27 protein-coding genes are annotated in these 26,947 nt (G+C 66.8%); 17 read left to right on the forward strand and 10 right to left on the reverse strand.

All coding sequences use genetic code 11. From position 1 onward, the window contains the following. Positions 1-7: 7 nt before the first annotated feature. The 10 genes from AC1RAA_RS21040 to AC1RAA_RS21085 form a co-directional block, all read right to left on the reverse strand. A complete protein-coding gene (locus tag AC1RAA_RS21040) occupies positions 8-970 on the reverse strand; it encodes an alpha-ketoacid dehydrogenase subunit beta (protein WP_159274838.1) in 963 nt (320 codons plus the stop codon). Then, a complete protein-coding gene (locus AC1RAA_RS21045; RefSeq protein WP_492730425.1) occupies positions 961-1,983 on the reverse strand; it encodes a thiamine pyrophosphate-dependent dehydrogenase E1 component subunit alpha in 1,023 nt (340 codons plus the stop codon). Before AC1RAA_RS21045 ends, AC1RAA_RS21040 begins: the two co-directional genes overlap by 10 nt. Positions 1,984-2,369: 386 nt before the next feature. Continuing rightward, positions 2,370-2,810 (reverse strand): hypothetical protein, encoded by a 441-nt coding sequence (locus tag AC1RAA_RS21050; protein ID WP_253252566.1) that lies wholly within the window; start codon positions 2,808-2,810, stop codon positions 2,370-2,372. Positions 2,811-2,826: 16 nt separating this feature from the next. Next, a complete protein-coding gene (locus AC1RAA_RS21055) occupies positions 2,827-3,006 on the reverse strand; it encodes a hypothetical protein (RefSeq protein ID WP_139700597.1) in 180 nt (59 codons plus the stop codon). Beyond that, on the reverse strand, positions 3,003-3,623 hold the full coding sequence (locus AC1RAA_RS21060; protein ID WP_095950404.1) for a DUF3164 family protein: 621 nt from the start codon (positions 3,621-3,623) through the stop codon (positions 3,003-3,005). Before AC1RAA_RS21060 ends, AC1RAA_RS21055 begins: the two co-directional genes overlap by 4 nt. A gap of 11 nt (positions 3,624-3,634) precedes the next feature. Beyond that, positions 3,635-4,021, reverse strand: coding sequence for a hypothetical protein (locus AC1RAA_RS21065; RefSeq protein ID WP_139700595.1), 387 nt, complete (start codon positions 4,019-4,021; stop codon positions 3,635-3,637). Beyond that, entirely contained in the window at positions 4,018-4,443 is a 426-nt protein-coding gene (locus AC1RAA_RS21070) for a hypothetical protein (protein WP_492730426.1), read from the reverse strand. Before AC1RAA_RS21070 ends, AC1RAA_RS21065 begins: the two co-directional genes overlap by 4 nt. After that, positions 4,440-4,856, reverse strand: coding sequence for a hypothetical protein (locus AC1RAA_RS21075; RefSeq protein WP_492730428.1), 417 nt, complete (start codon positions 4,854-4,856; stop codon positions 4,440-4,442). The genes AC1RAA_RS21070 and AC1RAA_RS21075 overlap by 4 nt, the downstream gene beginning before the upstream one ends. After that, entirely contained in the window at positions 4,856-5,008 is a 153-nt protein-coding gene (locus AC1RAA_RS21080; protein WP_185993763.1) for a hypothetical protein, read from the reverse strand. The genes AC1RAA_RS21075 and AC1RAA_RS21080 overlap by 1 nt, the downstream gene beginning before the upstream one ends. Before the next feature lie 112 nt (positions 5,009-5,120). Next, positions 5,121-5,384: a helix-turn-helix domain-containing protein gene (locus AC1RAA_RS21085; protein ID WP_159274832.1), complete on the reverse strand. Its 264-nt coding sequence runs from the start codon at positions 5,382-5,384 to the stop codon at positions 5,121-5,123. A gap of 167 nt (positions 5,385-5,551) precedes the next feature. Here AC1RAA_RS21085 and AC1RAA_RS21090 point away from each other — a divergent pair, with 167 nt between their 5' ends. The 17 genes from AC1RAA_RS21090 to AC1RAA_RS21170 all read left to right on the forward strand — a co-directional run bounded on the left by AC1RAA_RS21090 (position 5,552) and on the right by AC1RAA_RS21170 (position 26,946). Beyond that, positions 5,552-6,274 (forward strand): XRE family transcriptional regulator, encoded by a 723-nt coding sequence (locus tag AC1RAA_RS21090; RefSeq protein ID WP_221937729.1) that lies wholly within the window; start codon positions 5,552-5,554, stop codon positions 6,272-6,274. A gap of 63 nt (positions 6,275-6,337) precedes the next feature. After that, complete coding sequence (locus AC1RAA_RS21095) at positions 6,338-6,964, forward strand: lysozyme (protein ID WP_492730429.1); 627 nt, start codon at positions 6,338-6,340, stop codon at positions 6,962-6,964. Next, positions 6,961-7,611 carry a hypothetical protein gene (locus AC1RAA_RS21100; protein WP_492730431.1) on the forward strand — a complete coding sequence of 217 codons (651 nt, stop codon included), beginning with the start codon at positions 6,961-6,963 and terminating at the stop codon, positions 7,609-7,611. The genes AC1RAA_RS21095 and AC1RAA_RS21100 overlap by 4 nt, the downstream gene beginning before the upstream one ends. Continuing rightward, positions 7,608-7,880 (forward strand): hypothetical protein, encoded by a 273-nt coding sequence (locus tag AC1RAA_RS21105; RefSeq protein WP_492730432.1) that lies wholly within the window; start codon positions 7,608-7,610, stop codon positions 7,878-7,880. The genes AC1RAA_RS21100 and AC1RAA_RS21105 overlap by 4 nt, the downstream gene beginning before the upstream one ends. 174 nt (positions 7,881-8,054) lie before the next feature. Beyond that, positions 8,055-8,534, forward strand: a complete 480-nt coding sequence (locus AC1RAA_RS21110; protein WP_492730433.1) for a hypothetical protein — start codon at positions 8,055-8,057, stop codon at positions 8,532-8,534. A 66-nt stretch (positions 8,535-8,600) separates the two neighbouring features. Further along, positions 8,601-9,530, forward strand: coding sequence for a hypothetical protein (locus AC1RAA_RS21115; protein ID WP_095950411.1), 930 nt, complete (start codon positions 8,601-8,603; stop codon positions 9,528-9,530). A 71-nt stretch (positions 9,531-9,601) separates the two neighbouring features. Continuing rightward, positions 9,602-9,952, forward strand: coding sequence for a hypothetical protein (locus AC1RAA_RS21120; protein ID WP_095950412.1), 351 nt, complete (start codon positions 9,602-9,604; stop codon positions 9,950-9,952). 17 nt (positions 9,953-9,969) lie between these two features. After that, positions 9,970-10,320, forward strand: coding sequence for a DUF1799 domain-containing protein (locus tag AC1RAA_RS21125; RefSeq protein WP_143599196.1), 351 nt, complete (start codon positions 9,970-9,972; stop codon positions 10,318-10,320). A gap of 89 nt (positions 10,321-10,409) precedes the next feature. Then, entirely contained in the window at positions 10,410-12,620 is a 2,211-nt protein-coding gene (locus AC1RAA_RS21130; RefSeq protein ID WP_492730435.1) for a phage tail length tape measure family protein, read from the forward strand. Further along, positions 12,617-13,240 carry a hypothetical protein gene (locus AC1RAA_RS21135; RefSeq protein ID WP_492730437.1) on the forward strand — a complete coding sequence of 208 codons (624 nt, stop codon included), beginning with the start codon at positions 12,617-12,619 and terminating at the stop codon, positions 13,238-13,240. The genes AC1RAA_RS21130 and AC1RAA_RS21135 overlap by 4 nt, the downstream gene beginning before the upstream one ends. Beyond that, positions 13,237-13,860 carry a hypothetical protein gene (locus AC1RAA_RS21140; RefSeq protein WP_095950416.1) on the forward strand — a complete coding sequence of 208 codons (624 nt, stop codon included), beginning with the start codon at positions 13,237-13,239 and terminating at the stop codon, positions 13,858-13,860. The genes AC1RAA_RS21135 and AC1RAA_RS21140 overlap by 4 nt, the downstream gene beginning before the upstream one ends. Continuing rightward, on the forward strand, positions 13,857-14,273 hold the full coding sequence (locus AC1RAA_RS21145) for a DUF6950 family protein (RefSeq protein ID WP_139700579.1): 417 nt from the start codon (positions 13,857-13,859) through the stop codon (positions 14,271-14,273). Before AC1RAA_RS21140 ends, AC1RAA_RS21145 begins: the two co-directional genes overlap by 4 nt. A 131-nt stretch (positions 14,274-14,404) precedes the next feature. Further along, positions 14,405-21,112, forward strand: a complete 6,708-nt coding sequence (locus AC1RAA_RS21150; RefSeq protein ID WP_492730440.1) for a phage tail protein — start codon at positions 14,405-14,407, stop codon at positions 21,110-21,112. A gap of 25 nt (positions 21,113-21,137) precedes the next feature. Next, a complete protein-coding gene (locus AC1RAA_RS21155) occupies positions 21,138-21,791 on the forward strand; it encodes a DUF4376 domain-containing protein (protein WP_492740622.1) in 654 nt (217 codons plus the stop codon). Continuing rightward, the gene (locus tag AC1RAA_RS21160) at positions 21,788-24,334 is read left to right on the forward strand and encodes a phage head spike fiber domain-containing protein (RefSeq protein WP_492730444.1); all 2,547 of its coding nucleotides are present in this window, start codon (positions 21,788-21,790) and stop codon (positions 24,332-24,334) included. Before AC1RAA_RS21155 ends, AC1RAA_RS21160 begins: the two co-directional genes overlap by 4 nt. Before the next feature lie 261 nt (positions 24,335-24,595). Continuing rightward, a complete protein-coding gene (gene xylF / locus AC1RAA_RS21165; protein WP_409574661.1) occupies positions 24,596-25,618 on the forward strand; it encodes a D-xylose ABC transporter substrate-binding protein in 1,023 nt (340 codons plus the stop codon). A 137-nt stretch (positions 25,619-25,755) separates the two neighbouring features. Further along, positions 25,756-26,946 (forward strand): sugar ABC transporter permease, encoded by a 1,191-nt coding sequence (locus AC1RAA_RS21170; protein ID WP_070062989.1) that lies wholly within the window; start codon positions 25,756-25,758, stop codon positions 26,944-26,946. Position 26,947 lies beyond the last annotated feature (1 nt).

The raw sequence follows: 26,947 nt of genomic DNA on the forward strand, positions 1-26,947 counted from the left end.
TTGTGGTTCAGCCGGCCAGCTTCTTCGCCGCCGCCACGATCGCGTCCACGCCGACGCGCGACTGCGCCTCCAGCACCGGCGCGTAGCCGACCGGAATGCGCGGCGCGCCCAGCCGCGCGACGCGGCAGCCCGTGGCCTCGGCCGCGCTCGCGGCGATCTCGGCGCCGAAACCCGCCGCCTGCACCGCCTCGTGCACCACCAGCAGCCGCCCCGTGCGCGCGCACGACGACAGCACCGTCTCGCGGTCCCAGGGCCACAGCGTGCGCAGGTCGATCAGGTCGACCGCGATGCCCTCGGCCGCCAGCGCGTCGCAGGCGGCGGCGCAGGGCTGCATCTGCTTGCTCCAACTCACGAGCGTGAGCGCGTTGCCCTCGCGCACGCGCGCTGCCTGGCCCAGCGGCACGGCCAGCGTGTCGTCCACCTCGCCGCGCAGGCCCCACAGCGTCTTGTGCTCGATGTAGACCACCGGGTCGCCGCACTGCAGCGCCGCGCGCAGCAGGCCGTGGTTGTCCTGCGGCGTCGACGGGCTCACCACCACCACGCCCGGCAGGTGCGCGAACCAGGCCTCGAGCGACTGCGAATGCTGCGCCGCCGAGGCGTCCCAGATGCCGCCCGGCATGCGCGCCACCAGCGGCACGCGGCCCTGGCCGCCGAACATGAAGCGGTTCTTCGCGGCCTGGTTCACGAGCTCGTCCATGCCGCACAGCGCGAAGTCGACCACACGCATCTCGACCACGGGGCGCAGCCCCGCGAGCGCCATGCCCACGCCGGCGCCCATGATCGCGGCCTCGCTGATCGGCGTGTCGATCACACGCTCGGCGCCGTACTGCTGCTGCAGCCCCTTGTACTGGCCGAAGATGCCGCCGCGGCCCACGTCCTCGCCGAGCACGACCACGCGCGGGTCGGCGTCCATCTCCTGCTGCAGCGCGCGCACGGCGGCTTCGGAATAGCTCAGTGTCGTCACAGCCATTGGCCTGCTCCCGTGGTCTGCACGTCGGTGAAGGCGGCGCTCGCCTCGGGCCAGGGCGCTGCGTCGGCCACGGCGAGGGCCGTGTCCACCTCGTCGCGCGCGGCGTTCTCGATGGCGTCCAGCGTCGCGGCGGCCACGCCGGTGTCCAGCAGGTGGCCGCGGGCGCGCGCGATCGGGTCGGTTTCCAGCGCGGCGGCCAGCTCGGCCGGGTCGCGGTAGGCCGCGAGGTCGACCGACACATGGCCCTTCACGCGGTAGGTGAGCGCGTGCAGCAGGCGCGGCCCCGCGCCGCTGCGCACCTCGGCCACCAGCCGTGCGGCGGCGGCATGCACCGCGAACACGTCGTTGCCGTCGACCTGCGTGGCCGCGATGTCCATCGACGCGGCGCGCGCCGAAGCGCCGTCGCCGGCTGTCATCGGGCCGCTCGCGGTCGTGGCGCTCCAGCGGTTGTCCTCGCAGACGAAGAGCACGGGCAGGTCGTACACGCGGGCCCAGTTCAGCGCTTCGAGGAACGGGCCGCGGTTGATCGCGCCGTCGCCGAAGAAGCAGACCGTGATGTCGTCGCCGCGCTTCAGGAGTTTTTGCGCATGCGCCGCCCCCACCGCGATCGGCAGCCCCGCCGCGACCACGCCGTTGGCGCCCAGCATGCCCACCGAGAAGTCCGCGATGTGCATCGAGCCGCCCTTGCCGCCGTTGAAGCCCGTGGCCTTGCCGAACAGCTCGCACATCATCCGCGTGAGGTCGGCGCCCTTGGCCAGCGTGTGGCCATGGCCGCGGTGCGTGGAGGTGAGGTAGTCGCTCGCGCGCAGGTGGGCGCACACGCCTGCCGGCACCGCTTCCTGCCCGGTCGACAGGTGCAGCGGCCCGCGCACCTTGGCGGCGCCGCCCGCCTGCTGGCCGTAGGCGCTGACCCCGCCCTGGCTGGCGGTTTCGGCGGCGTTCTCGAAGGCACGGATGCGCACCATGACGCGGTACAGCGCCTCGCCGGCGCCTGGGGGGTTGCTCAGGTCCATCTTGTCTCCAACGCCCTTGGGATCGGCGCTTTGAGAAAAATCGTATCAACCGAGACGGATTCGACCTACCGGGCTAACCCTTCGACCCCTTGCCCGGGCTCTTTTTCGGGCGCGGGCTTCCTGTTCTCTTCTCTATTTATTCTTCTTATTTAAGTTAGTAGTAGTAGATAAGGGTAAACCCGCCCTGTGGACAGGGCACTTTTTCCCTTGCCTGACAACAACTTGTCACACCCCGGACACTGTGTGCTCCTGTGCTTTCGCGGTGCTATCAAAACAGGAACAACTTGGGCGGGGTCGCTACCGCTGTGGATAACAGGGGGCTTGTCCGGAAACTGTCCCCAGAGTTTTCCTGTGAGGAGGCCGGGCCCTGCCGCCCGGCCTCCGGGTCAGAGCGAAATGTCCGCGACGATGCGCGAGACCTGGCGTTCCACGAGGCTGTGTTCCGCGGCCAGCGCGCGGATCGACTTGCCCGTGCTGTAGTCCGTGCGGATCTGCTCGTTGCGGATGGCGTCGAGGGCCCGTTGGGCCTTGGGCAGCACGAAGCGAAGCCCCGTGCCGTCGACGGCGTACTCGGCGCTGAGGGCGCGCAGGTTGTCGAAGCCGATCAGCGCGGCGAACGGATGGTCGGGGGCCGGGTTCGCCGGAATGTAGATCCGCAGGCCGCCGTAGCGCGCGACGAAGGACATGGTGGCCGACAACCCGATCAGGCGGGCGAACTCCCGCAACCGGGGCGGCAGCAGGTCGCGCGCCGGCGCGGCCCTGCGCGGCCACGGCGCGATCGTGTGCGTCGGAAACGGCATGGTGCTGACGAACTCGGGAGGGCTCATGGGGTGGGGCTCCGTTTCAGATGTCGGTGGGGCCGATCTGCACCTTGGCGGGCGGGCGCTCCCGCATCGCCGAAGGTTCGACCAGGCCCGCGGCTTCGAGCTGCGGCCGGCACGCGTCGCAGGCGATCTCGTGCAGGCTGGCGCCGGGCGCCATGCACCAGGCGCAGAAAGAGGGCTCGGTGATGTGCATGCTCATACGGCGGCCACGTCCAGGTTGATCGGCGTGTACTCGCCGGTGACGTCGTTGCGCTCGTAGAAGCGGATGTAGGGCTTGGTGCTGGCGATGCGCATGCTGTCGCCGATCGCCCTCATCGCCTGCTGCCACTTCGCGTCGGCGATGTCGTGCCGGCGCAGGCCGAGCACGCGGGCGGTGCTGATCTTGCCCTGCTGGTCGACGTGGAATGCATCGTTCACCAGCACCTTGATGTTGGCGTTGCTGCCCTTGCTCCAGCTCTGGATGCACTCGTCGATGAGCGCCTTGGCCGCCTGCAGCCGTTCGTCGAAGACGACGGTGTCCTGCATCCGGCGTTCCACCTTGTGCTTGCCGTCGAAGCTCACGAGCGTGACGTTGCCCTTGCGGCCGCCCTGCTTCACGTCGTAGGCCGCCAGGCTGCGCTCGATGAACGCATGCACCGCGTTCATGGCGGCCACCTTGAAACCGATCAGCGCCGCGCTTTGCTGGCGGGCCTGCTCGCAGAGTTCGCTGACGACGGCATGGCGGTCCTTGTCGATGGGTTTGATCTTCGACACCGGGATCAGCGCGTCGTTGGCGTCTTTCCAGTAACCCGGGTGGTGTGCGATGGCTTCTTGCATGGAATGTCCTCTCAGGAGTTGGCGTTGTTCTTGGGGGTGTCGTTGTCGGAAAGGGCGAGCTGCCCGAGCAGGGCCGCCAGCGACACCTGGCGCAGCCGGCTTTCGATGCGCAGGCCGGAGACGGCGCGGCTGCGCAGGTAGCGGCAGGTCTCGTCGAGCTCGGCCGCCGTGGCGGCCATGAAGTAGCCGGTGTCAGGCTTGCCGCAGATGTGCTCGCCCTGCAGCCGCAGTGCGGCGACGTGTTCGCGCGCGCGGCGTTCCTGGGCGGGCGCCGGTGTCGAGCGGCCGGTGATGCGGGCGACGAGATCGCGCACGTGCAGGCCGTGCGCGCGCCCGACGCAGGTCCGCAGTTCGGCCAGCACCTGGGCGGCGGTGAGGGTCGGGTCGGCGCTGCTCATTGCGCGGACCCCCAGAAGCCGAACCGCGTGCCGAGCAGCAGGCTCGGCACCCGCGTGAAGTCGAGCGCGCCCGGCCGCACCACGGGGCTGTGCACGGGCATGTAGACGCTGGTGTCGAGCCGTGTCACGCGGCGCGCCGAGGCCATGCGCTCGGCCACGGGCCCGGGGCCGCATCGCCAGCGCCGCCGGCCGCCGACCGTCACGGCGTGGACGTGGCCGCCGTCCGCCAGCCGCGCCAGTTGCCGGCGAAGCGCCGGGCTGCCCGGCTCGGGCCGGTAGCCTGCGAGGTGGTGCGCCAGCATGCGGTCGAGTTCCCCGGCCGATGCCGTGCCGTGCGCTTCGAGGTGCGCGGCAACGGCCCGTGCGAGTCGCTGCTCCCATGCGCGATCCGTGCGATCTGCCTGATCCGTGGTGTCGTTCATGCGGGGTGTCCTTCCCTGGCCGTGCGTTGCGGCGGGGTGGCGCCCACGTCGCGCTGAAGCACGTAGCGTTTCAAACCGTCGACGCGGCGCGCGCCGATGCGCACGTCCTTCGGACGCTGCCGCGACCAGGACAGCATCAGTGCGCCGGCCTGGCGCCGGGTCTCGGCCACGTCGTCGTCCGCATCGGCCAGCAGGCTCGCGGCTTCGTCGGCGGTCAGTGCGCGGCGGATGCGCAGCAGGCGCCACAGGCGTTCGGCGAAAGGGGCGCCGTCGCCCGCCATCGGCTCGGCCGTGTCGTCGGGCGGCGGTGGCGGCGCGGCCGCTTCGGCCTGCGCGTTCGCAATGCGCTGCTCGGCGAGTGCCAGCAAGGCCTTGGCGACGAACCATTCGGAAGAAGAGGTGGTGTCCTGCATCACGCACCTCCTGCCAGTCGTTCGAAGCGCATCGCGCCGTCGAACGCGGTCTTTTTCTCGGTCTTGACGAAGCCTTTTCTCACAGTACATTTCTCCTCGCTCGTGGCACTGCTCAGTTCACTGGCACGCCCGGTGAAGGCTGCAACCTTCATCGGGCACTCTTGAAATCACGCGTTTCTTCTTCCTCCTCCGCACACGCCAGACCCTGGCGAGCCAAGCCGGGCAACCCGGCCAGGTCCCGTGCGGTGCGCCCGCTGGCCAGGCTCAGTCCGGCCCTTCGCCGGGAGGTGCCAGCGCATGCGGATTGCGCGTCATCGCAATGCCGCGGTGGCGTGGACGCCGGTAACGGCTGGGCCAGATCGCTTCGGGCTCGAGGGCCAGCGCGCGGGCCACGATGCGCTCCGCCGCAACCCAGGGGCGGTACAGAACTTCATTGATGTGCGCGTATTTGTGTTCTTTGGCCAACTTCGACAGGTTGGTTCCGACCATTGCAAGTGCAGCTTTAACCTGAGCCGGGTGCCAGTCCATCGAAAAATCTCGTTTTGTGTTGATGGCCTCGATTATGCACACAAAATAGGTTTTGACAATCTAAAAAAACACGCAAGGCGATATTTCTTGTTGGAGAAACACTTTTTAGGTTGAAAAAGTACCTTTGTGTGTTTAATATGTGCGCCTTCGCACAAAGCAGAGTGATCGTGACGTCGCCCACCCCTACCCCTTTCGACGACACCCAGGTGACCGCCCGCGTCAACGAGCTGGCCCTTGCACAGGGCGCGCGGTTGCGGGATCTGCGCAAGCGCAAGGGCCTCACCATCGACGACCTCGCGCAGCGCAGCGGTCTGCACTTCAATACGGTGGGGCGCATCGAGCGGGGCGTCAGCGACGCCAGCCTCGCGCAGCTGTATGTGATGGCCCTGGCGCTGGGCGTGGATCCGGCGGAGCTGAATCCTTTTCAGTCCGCCCAGCCGGCCAGCCCGCTGTCGAACGGGCTCGACGACGAGACCTTCGTGCTGGTGGAACTGCTCGACGTGCGCGTGAGCGCCGGCGGGGGCTCGTACAACGGCTCGCAGGAAGACATGGGCCGCTTCGCGTTCAACCGGGCCTGGATGGCGCGCAAGGGCGTGAAGCCGGCCTATGCCCGCATCGTCCATGCGCGCGGCGACTCGATGGCCGACAAGATCAACAACGGCGACATCCTGCTGGTCGACACCGCCACCAAGTCGCTCGACCAGGACGGCGTGTACGTGATCCAGCTCGACGGCCACGACTACGTGAAGGTGCTGCAGCGCGACTTCTCGACCGGCGGCCTGCAGATCATCAGCTACAACCCCGCCTACAAGCCGCAGGTGCTCAGCGCCGAGCAGGCGGCCGAACTGCACATCAGCGGCCGCGTCGTCTGGCACGGCGGCGAGATCTGACCCGCGCGTTCCCGCGATCGGCGGGCAGGCCAGTGTAGGCAGCGCCCCGCGCGGAAAAGGAGGTTGGCGGATGTCGACCTCAGCCGATCGGCCCCCGCGCCCGACCATCAGGGCATGGGCAATGACATCTTTCGAAGGTTCCGGCGGCGACCTGCGTCCGCCGAAAAAGGGGGCGCGTCCCCGCGCCAACTGCTGACCGTCCTCGCGCTCAGCGCGGCCGGGCTGGTGGGCATCGTCGCGCGCGAGGGCTACAGCGACAAGGCGTACCCCGATCCCGTGCATGGCACCGCGGTGCCGACCATCGGCTTTGGCACCACCGGCGGCGTGCGCATGGGCGACACCACGGCGCCCGTGCCCGCGCTGCAGCGCGCGTTGCGCGATGTGCAGACGTATGAAAGCGCGCTCAAGCAGTGCGTGCAAGTGCCGCTGCACCAACACGAGTACGACGCCTATGTGAGCCTGGCTTACAACATCGGCGCCTTCAACTTCTGCACAGGCGGCCGCGCGGGCCACACCTCGGTGCTGGTGCAGCGGCTCAACCGCGGGGACTACGCAGGCGCATGCGACGCCATCCTTGGCTGGAAGTACGCGGGCAAGACCGATTGCTCCGCGCCCGGCAACAAGACCTGCGGCGGACTCTGGCAAGACCGTCTGCGCCTGCACGCGCAATGCCAGGGGAATGCGCCATGACCTTCGGCACACGACTTTCCGTGATCGCCGTGGCCGTCGGTGCGGGCGCATTGCTGCTCGCCGTCGGTGGATGGGCGGTGCACGACGCAGGCCGCACCAAGGAGCGTGTCCTCTGGCAGGACAAGGAGGCACAGCGCGCCGCGCAATTCGCGAAAGACCTCGAAGCCGAGTACGCGCGCGGGCGCGCCGCATCGACCCGCTACCAGCTCGGCGCCAGCGCCCTGCAGGCCCGCTACTTCACTCTCGAAGGCCCGTTCCATGATCTACGCCGGCGCGTTTCTCTTGTCGTTCCTCCTGCTGTTCCTGATCGCCGCGCTGAGCGGCCTGGCGATCCTGCGCGACCTGTCGCGCCGCGAGCGGACCCGGATGCTGTCGCGCCTGGCGATGCACAGCGCGACCCTGTCGACCGCGGTCATCGCCTCAGCCTTGCTGCTGTCTGGCTGTGGAACAGCGCCCTCGCGGGCACGGACGTTCCCGCCGGTGCCTGCGGACTTGCTGACACCTCCGTCGAAGCCTGTGCTGCTGACGCCGGTCTCACCGTCGACGACGCTTGGGACAACCACCACCTCAACGCGAAATCCTGCGCGGCCGATCGCCTCCGGCATCGCGCGCTGATCGAGTTCATCACAGAAAGGCCCGCCCCATGAGCGACTCCCACGCCCGCGCACAGGAACTGCTGTTGCTCGGCCAGATCCACGGCCTCGTGCAAGCCCTGAAGGACGGGCAAGACCAGCAGAACCGGCGCATGGACAGCTTCGATGCGCGCTTCGATGCACTCGACGGAAGGCTGCGTGCCGTCGAGCAGCGCGCGGCCGTGTTCGGCGCCGCCTCGGGCGGCGCGATGGCCATCGGCACCGCGCTGCTCATCGAGGCCATCAAGCAGTGGTTTCGCGGTGGGGGTCCCGGTGCGAACTGAACGCATGAACGAAGGCGCGCGCCGCCGTCTTTTCGCACCAGGGGCCGACAGATGTCGGCCTTTTGCATTTCGGGCCCGGCCGCGACAGTTGATTCACCAACCAACGCAGCAAACGATGCACACCACTTCCATCCACACGATCTTCACGCCGCAGCATTCGGCCGGAGCCGCGGCATGAGCGGCCTCGACACCCTGCGCGCGGCCATTGTCCAGACGCTGAACGGCGTGCCGCAGATCGGCCGCGTTCACGACCGCGAGCGTTTCGCGAGCGACGAGGCCGCGCTGCGCGCGCTCTACCTTCACACGCTGCCCGGCGGCGCACAGCAGCTGCGCGGCTGGTGGCTGCGCCGTGACGCCACCGAGGAGCGCAGCCTCAATGTCGGACGCACCCTCAGCGTCGACACCTGGACCTTGCACGGCTACATGGCCGTCGACGACACCGCTGCTTCGGAGCTCGCCTTCGACGCATTGATCGAGGCCGTGCGCGACGCCGTGCGCGCCGACCCGAGCTTCGGCGGCGCATGCGCCCCCAGCCCGATCAAGGACGAGAAAGCCACCGACGGCATGCAGGTCGGCGGCACCGGCGCAGTCAGTTTTTGCGGCGTGCAGTGCCACGGCGCCTCCCTGCAGTTGCGGACCTGGCGCTACCTCTGAGCCAGGCCCCTCTGTTCATTCCCCTCCCTTCATCCATCAACCAACCAACCTACGGAGAACGCCGACATGGCAAAACTCATGCGCAAGATGGCCATCCTGGCCAAGGCTGAAACGGTACGCGGTACCGACGCCCTTCCGACCGGTGCGGCCAACGCCATCCTGGTCAGCGAAGTCACCCTGACCCCCATCGAAGGTGACGTGGTCCAGCGCGACAACGTGCGGCCCTACTTCGGCTCGCGCGGCTCCGTGCTGGTGACCCAGTACAGCAAGATCGCCTTCTCGGTCGAGATCGCGGGCGTCGCTGCTGCCGGCGACGTGCCGGCCTATGCCGCGCTCATGCGCGGCTGCGCCATCGCCGTCACCACGGCCGCCGGCGTCAGCACCACCTTCGCCCCGGCCACCGACGGCCTCGAGTCGCTCACCATCTACGGCAACGTCGACGGCACCGTCTACAAGATGACCGACGCGCACGGCAACGTGAAGGCCACCATCGACGCCAAGGGCATCCCGAAGTGGCAGTTCGAGTTCACGGGCCTGTTCGTGCCTGCCGCCGATGCACCGCTGCCCACGGCCGACTACACCAAGTTCATGGACCCGCTGGGCGTGAACAAGGCCAACACCACCCTCATGCTCGATGGCCTGGGCGTGGCGGCCAGTGCCTTCAGCTTCGATGCCGGCAACACCGTCGTGAAGCGCGACCTCATGACCGTCGACTCGGTCGAGATCACCGCGCGCGTCTCCACCGGCTCGGTCACCTTCGAGAACACCTCGGTGGCCACCAAGGACTGGATCGGCATGGCGCGTTCGAGCAAGCGCGTGCCCCTGGCCCTCAAGCACGGCCAGGGCGCGACCAACGTGGTCGAGTTCCTCTCGCCGCGCGCGCAGATCGGCAAGCCCACCTACAGCGACGTCGACGGCGTGCAGATGGTCACCGTGCCGCTCGAGTTCGTGCCCAGCGGCTCGGGCAACGACGAGTGGTCGATCGTCGTGCGCTGAGCACGGCCTTCTTCGTCATTCGCTGACCCGGTCATTCACTCATTCATTCAAGACTCAAGGAAGAGAACCCGATGCCCCAGAAGCTCAAGATCGCCGTGAAGCCCACCTTCATCGCCCCCGTGGTGATGCGTGTGCCCGGTGACGGCCAGGTCGAGGAGGTGCGTTTCGACGCCGTCTTCAAGCGCCTGTCCAAGACCGACAACGAAACGCTGCAGGCGCGGCTGGACGCGCGCAGCCTCACCGACCGCGAACTGCTCGACATGGTGCTGGCCGACTGGAAGGGCCTGGAGGGCGAAGACAACGCGCCCTTCATCTGCACGCCCGACAACCGCGCCGCAGCGGCCGAGGACTGGCCGACCTTCGAGGCGGCCATTGCCTACAGCTACTTCGAGCACGCGTACCCGGCCGCCGTAAAAAACTGAGGGGCGCCGCGCGCTTCGTGCTCGGAGTCGCGCATCGCGTCCATGACGAGCTGGACGACGATCTCCGCAGCCAGTGCGCGTCGCTCGGCCTCGACCCGAGAAAGCTCGTCTCCTCGATGGCGAACGGGGACGGCCCGCCGCCATTCGAGTTGTGGCCGGAACACCAGGAAGCCTTCGAGGTGTTCCACGCCTGCCGCACGCAATGGCGAGTGGTCGCCGGTGCGGCAGGCGCGTGGTTCCAGGGGCTCGACTTCGGCGCGGTCGACGTGGCGATGCGGCGCCTGGGCATTCCGCGTGTGCGCCAGCGTGAAGTGTTCCTGCAGTTGCAGGTGATGGAAGACGAAGGCATTGCGGTGCTGAACGTCTAGCAACAGCGCAGGCCGACGGCCATCGAAGGAGCTTGGGGCCGGCAGATGTCGGCCTTATTTTTTCTTTCTCTCAAACGGACCATACAGACATGGCTGACGATCAAAAAAACGTATCTCCCCCGACGCTGGAGCTCTCGGCGGTGGTCAAGGGCATGCCCAAGGCGGCCGAAGGAGTGAAGCAAGTGAAGGATCTGATAGAGGGGCTCGCCTCTTTCTCGGGAGCTGCAGAGGGTGGCGGCACCAAGAAGCTGAATGCAGCCAAGGTGGCTCTCGAGGCGCTTGCCTATTTCGGTGACGCCACCCTCAAAGGCAAGAGAGAAACTGTCGCATTCGATAACGCCAGGCTCGTGTCCGGCAACCCGGCGGGTTTCACGAACGATCAACTCCGGGAGATCTCGCTTCAGATCAAAGGCCAGGACGGAACACTGGCGCAAGCGTCGAAAGTCACGGCAGCGTTGGTGGCGACAGGCAAGGTTCAGCGCAATGCGATAGTCGATGTGGGAACGGCCACTGCGGAGCTGAATCGGTTGCAAGGTGTTCCCATCGAGGAAAGCGTTGCGAAATTCGTCGAATTGGGCAAGGAGCCCACAAAAAAGTCGATTGAGTACAACAGAAGCGGCAGCCGTCGCTATATGGCCGGGGAGATGCTCCAGAAGATCAGCGGGCTCGAGGCGAAAGGCGATCTCGAGGCGGCAGGATCGTTGGCGCAGAAGGCCTTTGCCCTCGACCAGACCCAACTCGTCCGGCAGCAAGATCGAAGCAGAATCTTCCCGGACCGCGCGGTCTCGTTCGTCGAGAACGCCGTCATCCGCCTTGATGATTCCGTACGCAGCCTCGGGCGAGATCAGACCCTCCAGCAGAAAATCGATTGGGCTGATGAGCTCTACGAAAGGCAACGGCAGCAGGAAGCCAGAAGAGGCAATAAATCTTCGAACAGGCCCTTCACTAGCGGTCCCAGAGTGTCGCTGGAGGAGCGCGATCAAAAGCGTAAGGCACTGAGAGAGCTTCAGCGCGAGGATCGGAGGGCGGTAGATATCCAGGCAGATAACGCCGCCAGAAATGCCGCATCGTTCGACGCCGCTGCAGAAGCGTGGGAAGGTGCCGGTGGGGCAAAAAAAGCGGGAGTATCTGCCGCGAGAGCAGCGGGTAGCGTCGTCGCGAAGCGCTCGACCGCAAGAGGCGTCACACGCTCGGCGACGCCCATTGCTACGGGTATCCAACGCGCAGAGGGCGATGGCCTTCGGCCGTGCATCGAAGTCTTGTGCGGCTGCAAGACAGGCGTAATGGACCAAACAAGGCAAGGCGTGCAAAAGGCCGTGCCAAGCGAAGCCTCAGAACTCGCATCCGTCGACCCGGAACAAGCGCGACAAGCCGCCCTGCTCGAAAGCATGCGCAAGGCCACCTCCGGCGTTCTCGACCAGACGACCGCACTGGACGCGCAGAACGCTGCGCACGGAAAAACCAAGTCGGCGCTGAAGGAACTGAACATCGCTCAACTGGAGCGTCAGTACCAGGACCTGGACAACACCGAGCAAGTCATTCCTGGCTACCTGGAGGCACTCGGTGCGCGCATCGAAGCCGAGAAAGAGCTGTTGAAGATTACCCGCAACAGTGAAGGCATCGAGGCTGCCGACAAGGAAAAGAGCAAGCGGGATGCGAAGGCCACCAAGATGTCCGACGACATTGGCGGTGCGTTTCGAGAAGGTTTCGTGAATCTGCTGGAGGGCAAGGAGAACGCGCTCGACAAGATGGGCGAGTCGCTCAAGAAAAAGATCGTTTCGTCGATCGCGGACGCGCTCTACGACACATCGCTGAAGCCAGCCGTCGAGGCATTTTCCGGATGGTTCTCGGGCCTGTTCAAGGGCGGATCTTCGGGTGGTGGGGCTCTTGGAGGCGAAAGCTCCGGCAGCAACTGGTTGGGCAGCCTCGTGAACGGCGTGATGAAGTTCTTCGTCACGAGCGCCAACGGCAACGTCTTCGCCTCGCCCGGCCTGCACACCTACGCCAACAGCGTGGTCGGCAAGCCCACCTTCTTCCCCTTCGCCAACGGCATCGGCCTCATGGGCGAGGCGGGGCCCGAAGCCATCATGCCCTTGCGCCGTGGTTCCGACGGCCGCCTTGGCGTGAGCGCTCAAGGTGCGAGTGGCGGCGGCGCGCTGCACTACGCACCCTCCACTGTCTTCCACATCGATTCGAGGTCCGATCGCGGCGCCGTGATGGCCGATCTGGACCGTGCACTTCAAGCAAACAACCAAGGCCAAATGGAACAACTCAAGCGTATGCGGGTGGTGCCCCAATGAGCATCATCACCTTGCCCCCCACCTTGCCTGTCAAGCGGCAGGACTTCGGCATCCAGACCTTCGACCTGAGCTTCAGCAGTGGCGACACCGGCTCGTCGCAGGTCGCCGTGCTGGCACCGCCGCGCCGTACCTGTGCGCTCGTGAGCGAAGAGCGCATCCCGCTGATGAACGAGGCCGCGATGTGGCGCAGCCTGGTGCATGCGCTGCGCGGCCAGGTCAACGTGCTCGCGGTCAGCGACATGTTGCAGCCGGCCCCGCGCGGTAGCGCGCGGGGCACATGGACGGCGCTGGCTGCTGCGGCGGGCGCGTCGTCGCTGTCGATCCAGATGGGTGCGGCCCAGGCCGGAAAGACCCTGCTGCAGGGCGATTGGATCGGCGTCAACCAGGGGTCGATCCAGCGACAGCTGCTGCACGTGCAGGCCGACGCCGCGGCGAACGCGTCGGGGCTGATCGTGGTGTCCGTCGAGCCGGTGTTGCGCGTGGCCGTGGCCGCCGGCAGCGCCGTGGTCTGGGATCGCCCGACCTGCCTCATGCGCAAGGTCGATACCAAGAACAACTGGTCGTCGGAGTCGCGCACGCAGGGCGGCTTCAGCCTCGATCTCATGGAGTCCTGGGAATGACAGTCACCACCAACAGCGGCTTTCAGGCCACCGCCAGCGCCGGCGCCTATGGCGAGCTCGCACTGGTCGAACTGCAACTGCGCTCGGGCACGGCGCGCTTCACGAACTGGCCGCTCAGCGTCCAGGTCATGGGCGAGACCTGGCAGGGCGTGGGCAACCTCGGCTCCATCGGCGAGCTGCACGAGAGCGAAGACGGTGCGGCCGAGAAGCTCACGCTGACGCTCTCGCCGGTGGACATCGGCACGCGTGCCTTGGCGCTGGGCGATCCCGCCGACTACCAGGACCGTCGTGTGCGGGTCTGGATCGCCATGCTCGATGCCAACACGCTGCAGATCACCGGCGCGCCCGTGCTGCGCTTCGTCGGTGTGATGGACCAGATGAAGATCGCTCGCGATGGCAACAACGCCTCGATCAGCATGGACTGCCGCACCGCCAGCTACGACGTGCGCAGCAATCCCGCCGCGCTGCGCATGAACAACGCGCAGCACCAGGCACGGCATCCGGGTGAGCTGGGTTTCGTCTATCTCACCAGCCTGATCGGCAACCCGGCCGTCTGGGTCGGCAAGTGGCTGCAAGCCAATCTTCAATATCGACAGAACCTGGGTGTGCACAGCAAATGAGCATTGATCTCGACACTTTCATCGACGCGCGGCGCCACATCGGCTTCGCCTACTTCGAGCACGACTGCGCGACCATTGCAGCGGATTGGGTGCGCGAGCAACGCGGGACCGACCCGCTCGAGCCGCTGCGCGCGCAAGGCGGCGCGTTGGCGCCCAAAAGGCTGCTGACGGCGCTCAGGCACGTGCGTGCGGTCGGCGGCTTTCAAGCCGCTGCATCCACCCTTCTCGGGCCGGCGCTGCCCGGCCTGCGGGCTCAGCGCGGAGACGTGGTGCTGGCGCGAAGCGGCGGCCGTGTGGGCCGTGTGTCGGGCCACAGTTTCGGCATCTGCACCGGCTCGAACATCGTGGCGCCTGGCAAGGATCGCCTCCAATTTTTGCCTTTGACGGCGGGGGTGGCAGCATGGCGCGTCTGATTCGTTTTTTCCTGGTCCTTGGCGCCCTTCTGGGCGTCTGTACCGCTGCAATGGCGGATCCTGTGAGCTTCTTTACGGCAATCGGTACGGCTGTTGGCGCCAGCGCAGGGGCGGCGGCCGCGGTTGGCGGCTTGATCGTCAGCACCGCGATTTCCATGGTCAGCAACGCCTACGCGTCCTCGCAGGCCAAGAAGAAGGCGCGACAAGCCGCTGCCCGCAAGTTCGCGGAAGACGTGGCCAACCTGCGTGACCGTACGGCCACGCTGGTCAGTTCCGAAGCGCCTTGGGCCACGGTCTACGGCGCGCCCGCACGTGTCGGCGGGTCCATCGTTGCGGTGCTCGACAGCGGGCCGATGGCCCAGTTCAAGCACATCGTGATGGTCTTCGCATCGCACGAATGCGAGGCGATCGACGAGATCTTCATCGACGGCACATCGGTGGGGCGGCCCAATGAGTTCGGTTGGACCGACGGCTCCGAGTTCCAGATGCCACCGCTGTTCACGGGCTGGCCTTCGGAAGGCCCGGCAGTGAACGTGCAGTTCCACACGTCGCCTGGCGGCGTGGACACAGCCGATGCGTTCCTTCGCTGGAATGTCGACCAGACCCTTCCGGGTGCCAATCTCTGGACGGAGCAGCACAAGCTGAGCGGCTGCACCTATGCCGTGGTGACGCTCAACATGCTGTTCGAGCGTTTCCAGGGCGGCCTTCCCGAGATCACGGCCAGGCTGCGCGGCAAGAAGGTCTACGACCCCCGCACCGCCCAGACCGCCTACTCGCGCAACCCGGCGCTGTGCCTGGCAGACTTCCTTCGCTCGGAGACCGGCTACCTCGCGGCCGCCGACCAGATCGACGAAAACGCGCTGATTGCAGCGGCCAATGCCTGCGACCAGGAGGTCTACAGCGCCGTCGATGCCGTCAACCACGGTGGCTCCAAGGCACGGTATGTCTGCGACGGCATGTTCCGTTCGGACCAGGACCGTGAGTCGACACGGCAACAGCTCGAGGATTCGATGGCGGGCTTCAGCCTCGAGTCGGGTGGTGTCTGGCGCATCCAGGCCGGTGCCTGGTCGACACCGGTGCTCAACCTCACTGACGAGGACATGCTGGCGCCCACGGCCGTGATGCAAACCGCCAACCCTGGCGCGAGCCGCTTCAATGGCATGCGCGGCACCTATGTCAACGCGGCGCGCAACGGGGTGAGCGAAGACTTCACGCCCTACCAGAACCAGGCCTTCCGTGCGCTCGACGCCAAGGACAAGTTCACCGACATGGCGCTGGCCTTCACGACCTCGCATGTGCGCTGCCACCAGATCGCCCGCGTGGTGGTCGAGCAGAGCCGCGGCGGCTTCGTGTTGCGCATCCATCCGAAGATGCTGGCCTGGCATCTGCAGCCCGGCGACCGCATCGTGCTCTCGAGCGCGCTGTACGGCTTCACCAACAAGACCTTCCGCGTCACCGACTGGACCTACGCGCGCAACGCACCGCTGTCGCTGCTCGTGATCGAGGACGTGCCGGCCTACTACGACCTGGCCGACGAGGTGCTGGCCGACGCGGCGCCGAACACCAACCTGCCGAGCCCGTTCCTGCAACCGCAGGCACCGTTCGACTTCAAGGTGGAAAGCGGCCCGTCGCAGATGTCGCTGCAGGACGGTGGCATGGTGGCGCGCGCCCGCGTCTCGTGGGCGAAGTCGAACGAGCTCAACATCCTGAAGAGCGGCGCGGTCGAGGTGCAATGGCGCTCGCTGGCGCCGGTGAGCGACTGGCACTCGTCGCAACTGCCGGGCGATGCCACCGAGACCTTCCTGCTGGGCCTGTCGGTGCGCAGCCTCTACCAGGTGCGTGCGCGCTTTCGAACGCCCTACGCATCGAGCCCGTGGGCCACGGCCGAGCACACGCTGGTCGGCAAGGGCGGCGTGCCTGCCGATGTGGCGGGGCTCGCACTCGACGTGACCGACGCCGGCATCGTCGCCACCTGGGGCCAGCCGATCGGGCTCGACCTGCTCGACTGGAGCACGACCCGCGTGCGCATCGGCGCGAGCTGGGAGCTGGCCGACGAGGTGTTCTCCGCCAAGGGCGTGGCGGCCAACCTCGGATGGCTGCGCGCCGGCACCCAGCGTGTCTGGGCTTCGCACGGCAGCACGTCCAACCAATGGTCGGTGCCGGTCTCCGCGTCCATCGACATCGCGGCGCCAGCGCAGCCGCTCGTGAACGGCACCGTCTGGCGCAACGAGATCGACCTGGCCTGGCAGGACTGCAAGACCATGCAGCCGATCGCGTACTACGAGCTGCGCCGCGGCGCCACGCTCGAGACTTCCGAAGAGATCGGGCGCACGGCAGAGCGGACCTTCGTTCGCACCGAAGCCACGGGCAGCTGGCGCTACTGGGTGCGCGCCGTCGATGTCGGCGGCAACGGAAGCGCTGCCGCGTATGTGCAGCTCACGGTGCTGCCCGGCATCGACGAAGCGCTGGAAGAGCTCGAAAAGGGCCTGAACGAGGCCGTCGACGAACTCAAGGCCGTCGACCAGGCGCAAGGCCAGGCGCTGACGAAGGAAACGCAGGATCGCGCGCAGGCCCTGAGCGCCGAAGCGGCTGCGCGAGCGGCCGCCCTTGCGGCAGAAACGGCCGCGCGCTCGGCGGCGTTGGTGTCCGAAGCCCAGCAGCGAACGCAGCAGGTCACGCAGGTGACGAACGCGCTCACCGCCGAAGCCACCACCCGCGCAGCGGCCGACCAGGCCGAGATCACTGCACGTGTGGCGGCCGTCTCGCAGGAGGTTGCCGACCGCAAGGCTGCGGTGACGGCCGAGGCCAGCACCCGCGCCACGGCGATCACCGCCGAACAGAGCGCGCGGGCGGCGGCGCTGCTTGCCGAAACCAATGCCCGCAGCGCCGCGATCGCGGACGAAGCCACGGCGCGGCAGACCGCGGACGAGTCGCTGTCGTCACGCCTCACGACGCTGAACGCATCGTTGAGCACCGCGCAGGCGGCACTGCAGACCGAGGCCACGACGCGCGCCAGCGCCGATGCGGCGGAAGCATCCGCACGCCAGCAACTGGCCACGCAGCTGCAGGCCGCGGACGCGTCGCTGACTGCCGCCATCGGCAATGAGGCCTCGGCGCGCAGTGCCGCGGACGCGGCCGAGGCCCGCAGCCGCGAGTCGCTCACGGTCGCGCTGGTCGGCGCAACGGACCTCGCCGCCACCTTGGCCTACGTGGATGGCGCGTCGCTGGACATCGGGTTTGCCGAGCAGAGCTACGGCGTCTGGCAGGCGCCGGCGCTGGGGCAGGTGGGCAGCGGCCTGATCGCCGAAGAACGCCAGGCCCGGGTGGCGGCTGACGCCGCCGAAGTCAGCGCGCGCGAGACGCTGCAGGCACAGCTCACCGGCGGCTATGGCGGGTCGGACCTGTCGCAGGTGGTCAGCGGCCTGATCTACCAGGAGCGCAGTGCGCGCGCCACGAGCGACGAAGCCCTGGCACAGCAGATCACGTTGATCTCGGCAGGCGTGGGCGAGCAGTTCGACTACGCAAAGATCTGGTACTTCGATTCCGGCCTGGAGGCCTGGACGGGCAACGGCACGCCCTCCGTGGCGGCAGGATGGATCCGCCCAGCCAACCATGCGACCGATCCTTTCGTCGTGTCGCCTGTGGGGATTGCCGCGAACGGTTCGACCTATGGCCAGATCCGCATGCGTGTGCGCAAGGTCGGTGCGCCCGCATGGGACGGTGCGTTGTCCTGGCGCGCGGCGAGCGACAGTGGCTTCGACGCGTCGCGGCGTGTGACGATGACGGAGCCGACCTACGACGGCGCAGGCATCGGCATGGTCACGGTCAGCCCCGGCTGGAATGTGGCCATCGACCAGCTCCGGATCGAGCTGTCGGCGGCGCAGACTGCCACGGCGTACTTCGAGATCGACTGGGTCGCCATCGGACGCCCATCGCCGGGTGCTTCGAACGCCGCGCTGCAGAGCGAGATTGCCGCGCGTGCGAGTGCAGATGCCGCCGAGGTCTCGGCGCGCGAGAACCTCGCGACGCAGCTGCGCGGCGCCTACAACGGCAACGACATCGGCGCACTGAGCTCGGGCCTCCTGGCATCGGAACGCGATGCACGGGTGAGCGCGGACACCGCCGAGGTCACGGCCCGGCAGCAGCTCGCAGCCACCGTGGCCGGCAACAAGACGAGCGCGGATGCCGCGCTCGTGGCGGAGCAGACGGCGCGCGCCAATGCCGATGCCGCCGAGGTCACGGCCCGCCAGGCACTGGCCGCGACCGTGGCCGGGAACCTGGCCACCGTCAATGCCGCGATCAACGCCGAACAGAGCGCGCGGGCCACGGCGGACACGGCGGAAGTCACGGCGCGCGAATCGCTGGCCACGCAGGTGCGCGGTGCCTACACCGGCACCGACGTGGGGGCTGTCAGCTCGGGCCTGGTCTACAGCGAGCGCCAGGCACGCATCGCCGCCGACAACGCGGAGATCACGGCCCGCACGGCGCTGGCGGCCACGGTCGCGGGCAACAAGACCAGCGCCGATGCCGCGCTGGTGACCGAGCAGAGCGTGCGCGCCACCGCCGACACGGCCAATGCCAATGCGATCACCGCGTTGCAGGCGACCGTCACCGGCAACGCCACGGCCGGCTCCGCAGCGCTGCAGGCCGAGGCGGTGGCGCGGGCGCAGGCGGACAGCGCAGAGGCGATCCAGCGGCAGGGCTTGTCCGTGGCGCTCACGGGCGTTCCCGACACCTCGGGCAGCCTGGACACGGTGATCGGGGCGTCGCTGGTCAACGACTTCGTGGGCAATGCCTTCGAAGTCTGGGAGAAGCCGACGGGCCCGACGCTCGCCAGCGGCCTGATCTACGAGGAGCGCCAGGCGCGCATCACGGCGGATGCGGCCGAGGTGTCTGCACGGCAAGCGCTCGAAGCGGTCGTCAACACGAACAAGGCAGATGCCGCTGCGGCCGTGACGGCGGAGCAGAGTGCCCGCGTCACCGCGGACACGGCGAACGCCAACGCGATCACGGCGCTGTCGGCCACCGTCAACCACACGACGAACGGCCTGCCGAGCAAGGCCAGCAACACGGCCCTGACCGCATTGACGACGCGCGTCACGAATGCGGAGGGCCTGATCACCTCGCAGGGCGATGCGATCACCAGCATCAACAGCGGGCTGGAGCTGGGACGTGCCGACTCGCAGGCCAGCCTGACGGCGGACGAGAGCCTGGCCAACGCAGCGGCCTGGCGCAGCCACTACGGCACCAACCTGGCGACGTACTTCGTCACGACCACGACCGGCAAGGTGGCCACGACGGTGTGCCGGTCGCCTGTGGGGGGCGCGAGCTTCTGGAACTACTCGAAGAGCAAGGTGGTGATCGACCCGGCGCGGACCTACCGCCTGACGGCATGGTTCCGGCGCGTGGATGCCAACGGCCCGCACTACTGGACCTGGTGGCGCAACACGTTGGGCAACTATGGCAACAGCGGTATCGCACTCGGCAGCCTGCCCAACAACGTCTGGACCCGGATCTCGCTGGACCTGCTCGGCAGCGCCTTCGGCGACACCTCGGTCAGCCCCGGCTTCGCCCTGAACCACACGGGTGGCACTACGGGCTACTCGGAGATCCAGGGGTTCCGCTTCGAGGATGTCACGGACAGCCTGCGGATCACCAAGGCGGAGACCACGAAGGCGGATGCCAGCGCGGTCAATGCGCTGACCACGCGAGTCACAAGCGCCGAGGGCTCGATCACGGCCCAGGCCAACGCGATGACTTCGTTGACTGCGACGGTGAACGGCCATACCTCGTCGATCTCGACCAACGCCTCTGCCATCGCAACACTGGATGGCACCGTCAAGTCGCAATGGCGCCTGAACGTCAACGCGGACAAGAAGGTCGCGGGCATGATCCTCAACAACGACGGCACGAAGTCCGAGCTGGTCGTGCTGGTCGACAAGTTCGCCATCGCGCAGGACGGCCCGGGCGGCGTGCCGACGTTCCCTTTCATCGTCGGCAGCATCGGTGGTACGCCTTCGGTCGGGATCAATGGCAACCTGTTCGTTGATGGTGCGATCAAGACCCGCATGATCGATGCTGAGCAGATCCGGGGCACCCACATCAAGGGTGACGAGATCACTGGCGACAAGATCAAGGCGGGCACACTCACGGCCCGCGAGATCAACGTCACCAACTTGGCCGCCAATATCTCGAGACTGAAAGTCATCGAGGGTGGCCAAATGACGATGAGGAGTGACCTTGTCGGCAACGACTGGGGCTTCATTCGCAGCAGCCCCGCAAAGTGGCTGGACGGCAACTGGGGATGGATCTTTGCAAATCACCCGAACAACGGGGTGTTTGTCGATATGCAGATGGGCGGGGCTGGCCTGAAGATGCGCTACGACGGGCCGACCAACACCACGGACTTCCGCATGTGGGGGCCAGGTTTCAATCTCGACCCGGGCGGCCTGACGATCAGTCAAGTCAACGTGATCGACACACTGCAGATTCGCGGCGATGCGGTCACCGTGAACCGGATGGGCTGGGCGGACAACGAGGTCAGCGGTGTGGCTGGTGACGGCTACATCGGGGGCGTGTGGGTGTGGGCACATGACTCGCGCGGCACGCGGGTCACGGCCATCGTTTCGGTGGCTGTTGGCGGAGGCGGTCCAGCTCGCGTGATCATCCGTCGCAATGGCGTGCAAGTTTTCGCGGAGACCGTCTTGGGAACAGCGGTTGTAGACATTCCCTCTGGCGACGGTCCCGCCAACTACGAGGCAGCTTTTGCAGGCACTAGCTCCGACTTCCGCACAGTGTTCACGCGGCGTTCGCTGTTGATTCTTGCCACACGTAGATAAAGCCATGACATCCACTCAAGAAACCATGCCCCCCGTCGCCGACGGCCTGCCGGTCCTCGCAACCCTTGCGCTCTACAGGCCGACCGCCGGAAGGCCGACTTCTGGCGAGATCCAGATGACCACCACGGTCGATGAGTCGCGCGTCGAATACGTGGCTCAGATGAGCGGCCTGGCCTACGTGCGGGTCAGCAGTCATCAGACAGGGTACGTGTGCGACGGCGTTGTCGTGCCATACCCCCAGCGGCCAAGCGAGGCACACGTGTTCGACTTCGTGGCCGACACGTGGGTCGACCTCCGCACCCTGGAGCAGCGCAAGGACTCGATGCGCGCCTTGGTCGCACAGCGGCGCTGGGAGGCCGAGACGGGCGGCATCACCATGCCCAATGGCATGCGTGTGCTCACCGGTCGGGCCGACCGAGACAACATCGCGGCGCTGATCCTGACCGCCGAGGCTGCTGGCATCGCCGCGGTCGACTTCAAGGCGGCCAACGGGTGGGTGCATCTGACACTCGAAGAGGTGCGAGAGGTCGCCCGAGTTATCGCCCTGCACGTGCAAGCTTGTTTCAGCGCCGAGCGCGCGCACCACGAGGCCATGAAAGACCTCACCGAGGCCGAGATCGACGCCTACGACTTGGCGACCCTCTGGCCCCTCACTCACAACAGCATCGAAACGCAATGACCACCACGCTCACCGAAAAAACATTCGCCGAACTGTTCACCTTCGCAGGGGCAGCACAAAGCACCTTCGTCAATGCACAGGGCTGGGTTCAGCCGAAACCACCGGGCTCCGTGCCGCGTTTCGACTACGACCCCCTCACCAAGGTCGCCAAGGGGCTGCTCATCGAGAACACGCGAACGAATCTGCTTTCGTTCTCGTCGCGATTCGATCGGTCTCCGGCATGGACCCGATCGGGCGCTACGCCGGTCCCGGATGCTGCCATCGCTCCCAATGGGCGGTGGGATGCGTGCAAGTTGATCTTGAACAGTACGAACAACGCCGGCAACGGCCACATCTCCCAGAGCATCGCGAAAGCTGCGACCGCGACCACCTATGCGTACTCGTTCTACGCGAAGCCTGCTGGCGCGCTCAACGGGTGGATCTATGCCCGAGGTGCAGCAGGCGCCGACTGCGTCAGCATTCCCTTCAACCTGTCAACGATGGTTGCGTCAGGTGCCGCCTCCGGCGGCTTTGTGGACGTGTCCAAGAGGGTGGTCGATGTTGGAAACGGGTGGCGCAGGGTCGAGATTGCCTTCACGACGGATGCATCCGCAACGCTGGTCGCGGCGATTTATCCCGGCACTGCGTCGGGGAGCGTGGGCAACGGTGTCGACGGTCTCTACATTTGGGGCGCGCAGCTCGAGGAGGGGCGATTCCCCAGCTCCTATATCTGCAACGTCGAAGCCCTCACCGGGCGCACCTCCATCGGCAGCTACTACGACGCCAACGGGGTGATGCGCTATGCCGCTGCAGATGTTGCTCGCAACAGCTACGAGCCGTCGAATGTGACGCTGCCGCCCTCGCTGATGGTCGAAGAGCAACGCACCAACATCCTGCTCAAGAGCAGCGATATGCATTTGGTGCCGTGGTTCTTTGCTGGGGCGGTCGCCCGTGCGACCGGCAAGATGGCCCCCGACGGGACTTTGCGAGCCGTCGAGGTCTCTGGGGCGCCGACGGGTTCATTGGGCCAGACGGTTGCAGCGACATCGACGGTGATGACGTTCTCCGTCTATCTGAAGAACGTATCGAGGAACGCGCCGGTGTCGCTCCAGCTGCGCAATGCAACGACGGCGGCGCAGTTCTCCTACGGCTATGCCACGCTTCATGGCGGCAGTCCATCTATCTCGGGTGCTGGGTGGGAAATGCGGTCAGTGGGCGGCGGTTGGTTTCGCTGCACGTTCACTCAGTCAACGGGGATCACCGTCGGCGATACGCTTGCGATCTACCCGTTCCATGTCGGCGACGGTATCGACCACGGCGCATTTCAGACTTGGGGCGCCCAACTTGAGGCAGGAGCCTTTGCAACAAGCTACGTTCCGAGTGCTGAGGCCTTTACTGGGCGTGCCTCCATCGGTACCTATTTCGACTCGGCGGGCGCACTGAAGACTGCTGCAGCCGGCGCGGCACGGATGACCTACAACCCGGCTGACCTGACCATTGCGCCTTGGCTGCTGCAAGAGGCGGAGGGGGCGAACTTGGTGATCGAGAGCGAGTATCGCAACGGTGTCACAGGCGAGAGTGTTGGTCCAGGCGTGAGCGCGTCGTCGATGGCGGGGTTTGCTGGAGCACTGCGCATCCAATCCAACGCTTCGACCGCATACGCCTACAAGAGCCCGGCCCTTCAGACGTCGACGACCTACACACTGTCCGTTGTCGTTGAAACCGAGGATGGAAATCCTCCGTCCTTCAAGAGCGCAAACCCAACGGCCGCCAACACGTTTCATCTCGTCCTGGCAAACGCGCAGATCAACCCGCTGACCTACACGATGCAACATCTGGGCGGCTCTCGTTGGCGGATTAGCGCAAACGCGACGACGGCAGCGACACTGCTCCAACTCTACACCGGCGTCTGGAAGTACAACACCAACGACACGCGCCCAATCAAGATCACTGCCATTCAGCTCGAACAGGCCCCGTTTGCGTCGAGCTACATCCCGACAACGACGGCCCCGGTGAACCGCCTCGCTGACGCGGCCACGTCGACGGCTGCCACGCGCCAGGCAGACACCGTGACCTCCGTGGTCACGACACGAGCTGGTGATCAGGTTTTCGTCGACACAACCAAGGGTTGGTGCAACGCTGCCGAAGGCACCATCTTCATGGAGTACGGGCGTTCGAGGGAAGGAGACACGACGTCACGGAACCTGGTTGAGCTGGGGACAAACGGTGCGAATCGCCTGGGTGTTGGATGCGATGCTTCAGGCGGCGCCTATGCCTACTCGAGGGTCAATGGCGTGGGCCCTGTCACTGCGACCGTAGGCCTTTCAGGCACCCCCGTTGGGAGCCCTGTCAAGATTGCCCTCAGCTATGGCGCCGATGGCCTTCGGTTCGCGTGCAACGGCCAACTCCTCAAGGCGGCCCTGCCAACGGTCCCGCCGTTCGCCAACCTTGGCGTTGGAAACCTGTCCTACGGCGGCAGCAATCAACCCTATTTCCACGTTCGTGCGGTGCGCTACCAGCCACAGAAGCTCACGGATGCGGAAGTGGTGGCACTGACGACGTAAGGAAGGAGCCCTGGCAACCGGGGCCGCGCGACAAGCGCAATCACACACCAGGCCCCTTCGGGGGCCTTTTTCATGCCCGCTCCCGAGTTCACGGCATCCCCAGGCAGTCCTTCTTCGTACTGCCAACCCCTCACCCATCCGGCCCTCGCTCACGTCTCGGGGAATTCCCGGGTGCCCGGAACCCCCCGCCGATGGGATAGTTAGTTCGTCACTCAAACTAACTACCCCGGCACACCGTTCTGAGGAGAGACACCGATGCAACTGACAACGAAACACACCCTGGCCGCCCTGGCGTTCGGTCTCACGGCCGTGGGCGCGATGGCGCAGACCGTGGTCGGCGTGAGCTGGTCCAACTTCCAGGAAGAACGCTGGAAGACCGACGAGGCCGCGATCAAGGCGCAGCTCGAGAAGCTCGGCGCGAAGTACATCAGCGCCGACGCGGGCGGCTCGCCCGAGAAGCAGCTGGGCGACATCGAGGGCCTGATGTCCAAGGGCGCGAAGGCGCTCATCGTGCTGGCGATGGACAAGGACGCGATCCTGCCCGCCGTGACGAAGGCCACGCGGCAGAAGGTGCCGGTGGTGGCGTACGACCGGCTGATCGAGGCGCCCGGCGTGTTCTACATCACCTTCGACAACGTCGAGGTCGGGCGCATGGAGGCGCGCGAGGTGCTCAAGGTCAAGCCCAAGGGCAACTACGTGATCATCAAGGGCTCGCCGAGCGACCCGAACGCCGACTTCCTGCGCGCCGGCCAGCAGGAGGTGCTGGACGCCGCGATCAAGAAGGGCGACATCAAGATCGTCGGCGACGAGTACACCGAAGGCTGGAAGCCCGAAGTCGCGCAGAAGAACATGGAGCAGATCCTCACCAAGAACGGCAACAAGGTCGACGCGGTGGTGGCGGCCAACGACGGCACGGCCGGCGGCGCGGTCGCTGCGCTCACGGCCAAGGGCCTGCGCGGCATTCCGGTGTCGGGCCAGGACGCCGACTTCGCCGCACTGAACCGCGTGGCGCTGGGCACGCAGACCGCGACCATCTGGAAGGACTCGCGCGAGCTCGGCCGCGAAGCCGCCACGGCGGCGGTCTCGCTGGCGGCCGGCAAGCCGGTCGACAAGGCCGCGCCCTGGGCCGGCGGCGCCAAGAAGCTCTCGCTGTCCTCGCGCCTGCTGACGCCGGTGCCGATCACGCGCGACAACCTCGACGTGATCGTCAAGGCCGGCTGGATCAAGAAGGACGAGCTGTGCAAGGGCGTCTCGGGCGCGAACGCGCCCGCGGCCTGCAAGTAACGCCGCAACCACCGGCGCGTTCAGCTTCCCGTTGAACGCGCCCTCCATCTCTTCGCAACATGGCTTCCGGCCGACCCGCAAGGGCCAGCCGGTGGGCGGTTGCGCACCTGTAGTCCGTCCTGAGGGGGCTTGAAAAAATGAGCGATCCAACACCCGGCTGGTGGCGCCGCACCGGCATCGACCTGCGCCTGCTCCTGATGTGCGTGCTGCTGGCCGTGATGGCGGTGGCGTTCAGCGTCATGTCGGGCGGCGTGTTCCTCTCGCCCGAGAACCTCTACAACGTCGCGCAGCAGACGGCGGTGGTCGGCATCGTCTCCACGGTGATGGTGCTGATCATCGTGGCGCGCCACATCGACCTGTCGGTGGGTTCGGTGATGGGCTTCGTCGGCGTGCTCATCGCCTACCTGCAGTACACCTCGGGCTGGTCGTGGCCCACGGCCTGTCTGGCGGGGCTCGCGGTGGCGCTCTTGGTGTCGATCTACCAGGGCTGGCTCACGGCGGTGCTGGGCGTGCCGTCGTTCGTGGTCACGCTGGGCGGGTTGATGTCGTTTCGCGGCGCGGCCTTCCTGGTGGCCGACGGCAAGACGCAGCCGGTGAACGACGAGTTCTTCCAGCGCCTGGGTGGCGGCTACGACGGCGGCATCGGCGTCACGGCCAGCTGGGTGCTCGCGGGGCTGGTGGCGCTGGTGCTGTTCGGGCGCATGGTGCAAAAGCGCCGCGCGCGCCAGCGCTACGACATGCCGACCGAGGCGCTGTGGCTCGACGTGCTGCTCACGGCGGTGCCGGTGGCGGTGGTGGTCGGCTTCGCCTGGGTGATGAACAGCTACCAGATCTCGTCCAAGAGCGAGCCGCAGGGCATTCCGATTCCGGTGCTGATCTGGGCGGCGGTGGCGATCGTGCTGTCGTTCATCGTGCACCGCACGCGCTTCGGGCGCTATGTGTTCGCGATGGGCGGCAACCCCGACGCGGCGGCGCTGGTGGGCATTCCGGTGCAGCGCGTCACGCTGATGCTGTTCGCGCTGCTGGCGGTGCTGGTGACGGTGGCGGCCATCGTGTCGATCGCGCGGCTCAACGCGGGCACCAACTCGCTGGGCACGGGCATGGAGCTGTACGTGATCGCGGCGGCCGTCATCGGCGGCACGGCGCTGGCGGGCGGCAGCGGCTCGATCTTCGGCTCGGTGCTGGGCGCGCTGATCATGCAGTCGCTGGACAGCGGCATGCTGCTGCTCGACGTGCCCATCGGCAAGCGCATGGTGATCATCGGCCAGGTGCTGATCGTCGCCGTGGTGTTCGACGTGCTCTATCGCCGCAAGTTCGGGGAGAACTGAC

Source organism: Variovorax sp. GW823-FHT04F07, assembly GCF_058795995.1.

Bases quoted from the DNA above. Each gene is read 5' to 3' on its own strand.
- AC1RAA_RS21040 (WP_159274838.1), bottom strand. From the start codon at position 970: ATGGCTGTGACGACACTGAGCTATTCCGAAGCCGCCGTGCGCGCGCTG.
- AC1RAA_RS21045 (WP_492730425.1), bottom strand. From the start codon at position 1,983: ATGGACCTGAGCAACCCCCCAGGCGCCGGCGAGGCGCTGTACCGCGTC.
- AC1RAA_RS21050 (WP_253252566.1), bottom strand. From the start codon at position 2,810: ATGAGCCCTCCCGAGTTCGTCAGCACCATGCCGTTTCCGACGCACACG.
- AC1RAA_RS21055 (WP_139700597.1), bottom strand. From the start codon at position 3,006: ATGAGCATGCACATCACCGAGCCCTCTTTCTGCGCCTGGTGCATGGCG.
- AC1RAA_RS21060 (WP_095950404.1), bottom strand. From the start codon at position 3,623: ATGCAAGAAGCCATCGCACACCACCCGGGTTACTGGAAAGACGCCAAC.
- AC1RAA_RS21065 (WP_139700595.1), bottom strand. From the start codon at position 4,021: ATGAGCAGCGCCGACCCGACCCTCACCGCCGCCCAGGTGCTGGCCGAA.
- AC1RAA_RS21070 (WP_492730426.1), bottom strand. From the start codon at position 4,443: ATGAACGACACCACGGATCAGGCAGATCGCACGGATCGCGCATGGGAG.
- AC1RAA_RS21075 (WP_492730428.1), bottom strand. From the start codon at position 4,856: ATGCAGGACACCACCTCTTCTTCCGAATGGTTCGTCGCCAAGGCCTTG.
- AC1RAA_RS21080 (WP_185993763.1), bottom strand. From the start codon at position 5,008: ATGAAGGTTGCAGCCTTCACCGGGCGTGCCAGTGAACTGAGCAGTGCC.
- AC1RAA_RS21085 (WP_159274832.1), bottom strand. From the start codon at position 5,384: ATGGACTGGCACCCGGCTCAGGTTAAAGCTGCACTTGCAATGGTCGGA.
- AC1RAA_RS21100 (WP_492730431.1), top strand. From the start codon at position 6,961: ATGACCTTCGGCACACGACTTTCCGTGATCGCCGTGGCCGTCGGTGCG.
- AC1RAA_RS21105 (WP_492730432.1), top strand. From the start codon at position 7,608: ATGAGCGACTCCCACGCCCGCGCACAGGAACTGCTGTTGCTCGGCCAG.
- AC1RAA_RS21110 (WP_492730433.1), top strand. From the start codon at position 8,055: ATGAGCGGCCTCGACACCCTGCGCGCGGCCATTGTCCAGACGCTGAAC.
- AC1RAA_RS21115 (WP_095950411.1), top strand. From the start codon at position 8,601: ATGGCAAAACTCATGCGCAAGATGGCCATCCTGGCCAAGGCTGAAACG.
- AC1RAA_RS21120 (WP_095950412.1), top strand. From the start codon at position 9,602: ATGCCCCAGAAGCTCAAGATCGCCGTGAAGCCCACCTTCATCGCCCCC.
- AC1RAA_RS21130 (WP_492730435.1), top strand. From the start codon at position 10,410: ATGGCTGACGATCAAAAAAACGTATCTCCCCCGACGCTGGAGCTCTCG.
- AC1RAA_RS21135 (WP_492730437.1), top strand. From the start codon at position 12,617: ATGAGCATCATCACCTTGCCCCCCACCTTGCCTGTCAAGCGGCAGGAC.
- AC1RAA_RS21140 (WP_095950416.1), top strand. From the start codon at position 13,237: ATGACAGTCACCACCAACAGCGGCTTTCAGGCCACCGCCAGCGCCGGC.
- AC1RAA_RS21145 (WP_139700579.1), top strand. From the start codon at position 13,857: ATGAGCATTGATCTCGACACTTTCATCGACGCGCGGCGCCACATCGGC.
- AC1RAA_RS21155 (WP_492740622.1), top strand. From the start codon at position 21,138: ATGCCCCCCGTCGCCGACGGCCTGCCGGTCCTCGCAACCCTTGCGCTC.
- AC1RAA_RS21160 (WP_492730444.1), top strand. From the start codon at position 21,788: ATGACCACCACGCTCACCGAAAAAACATTCGCCGAACTGTTCACCTTC.
- AC1RAA_RS21170 (WP_070062989.1), top strand. From the start codon at position 25,756: ATGAGCGATCCAACACCCGGCTGGTGGCGCCGCACCGGCATCGACCTG.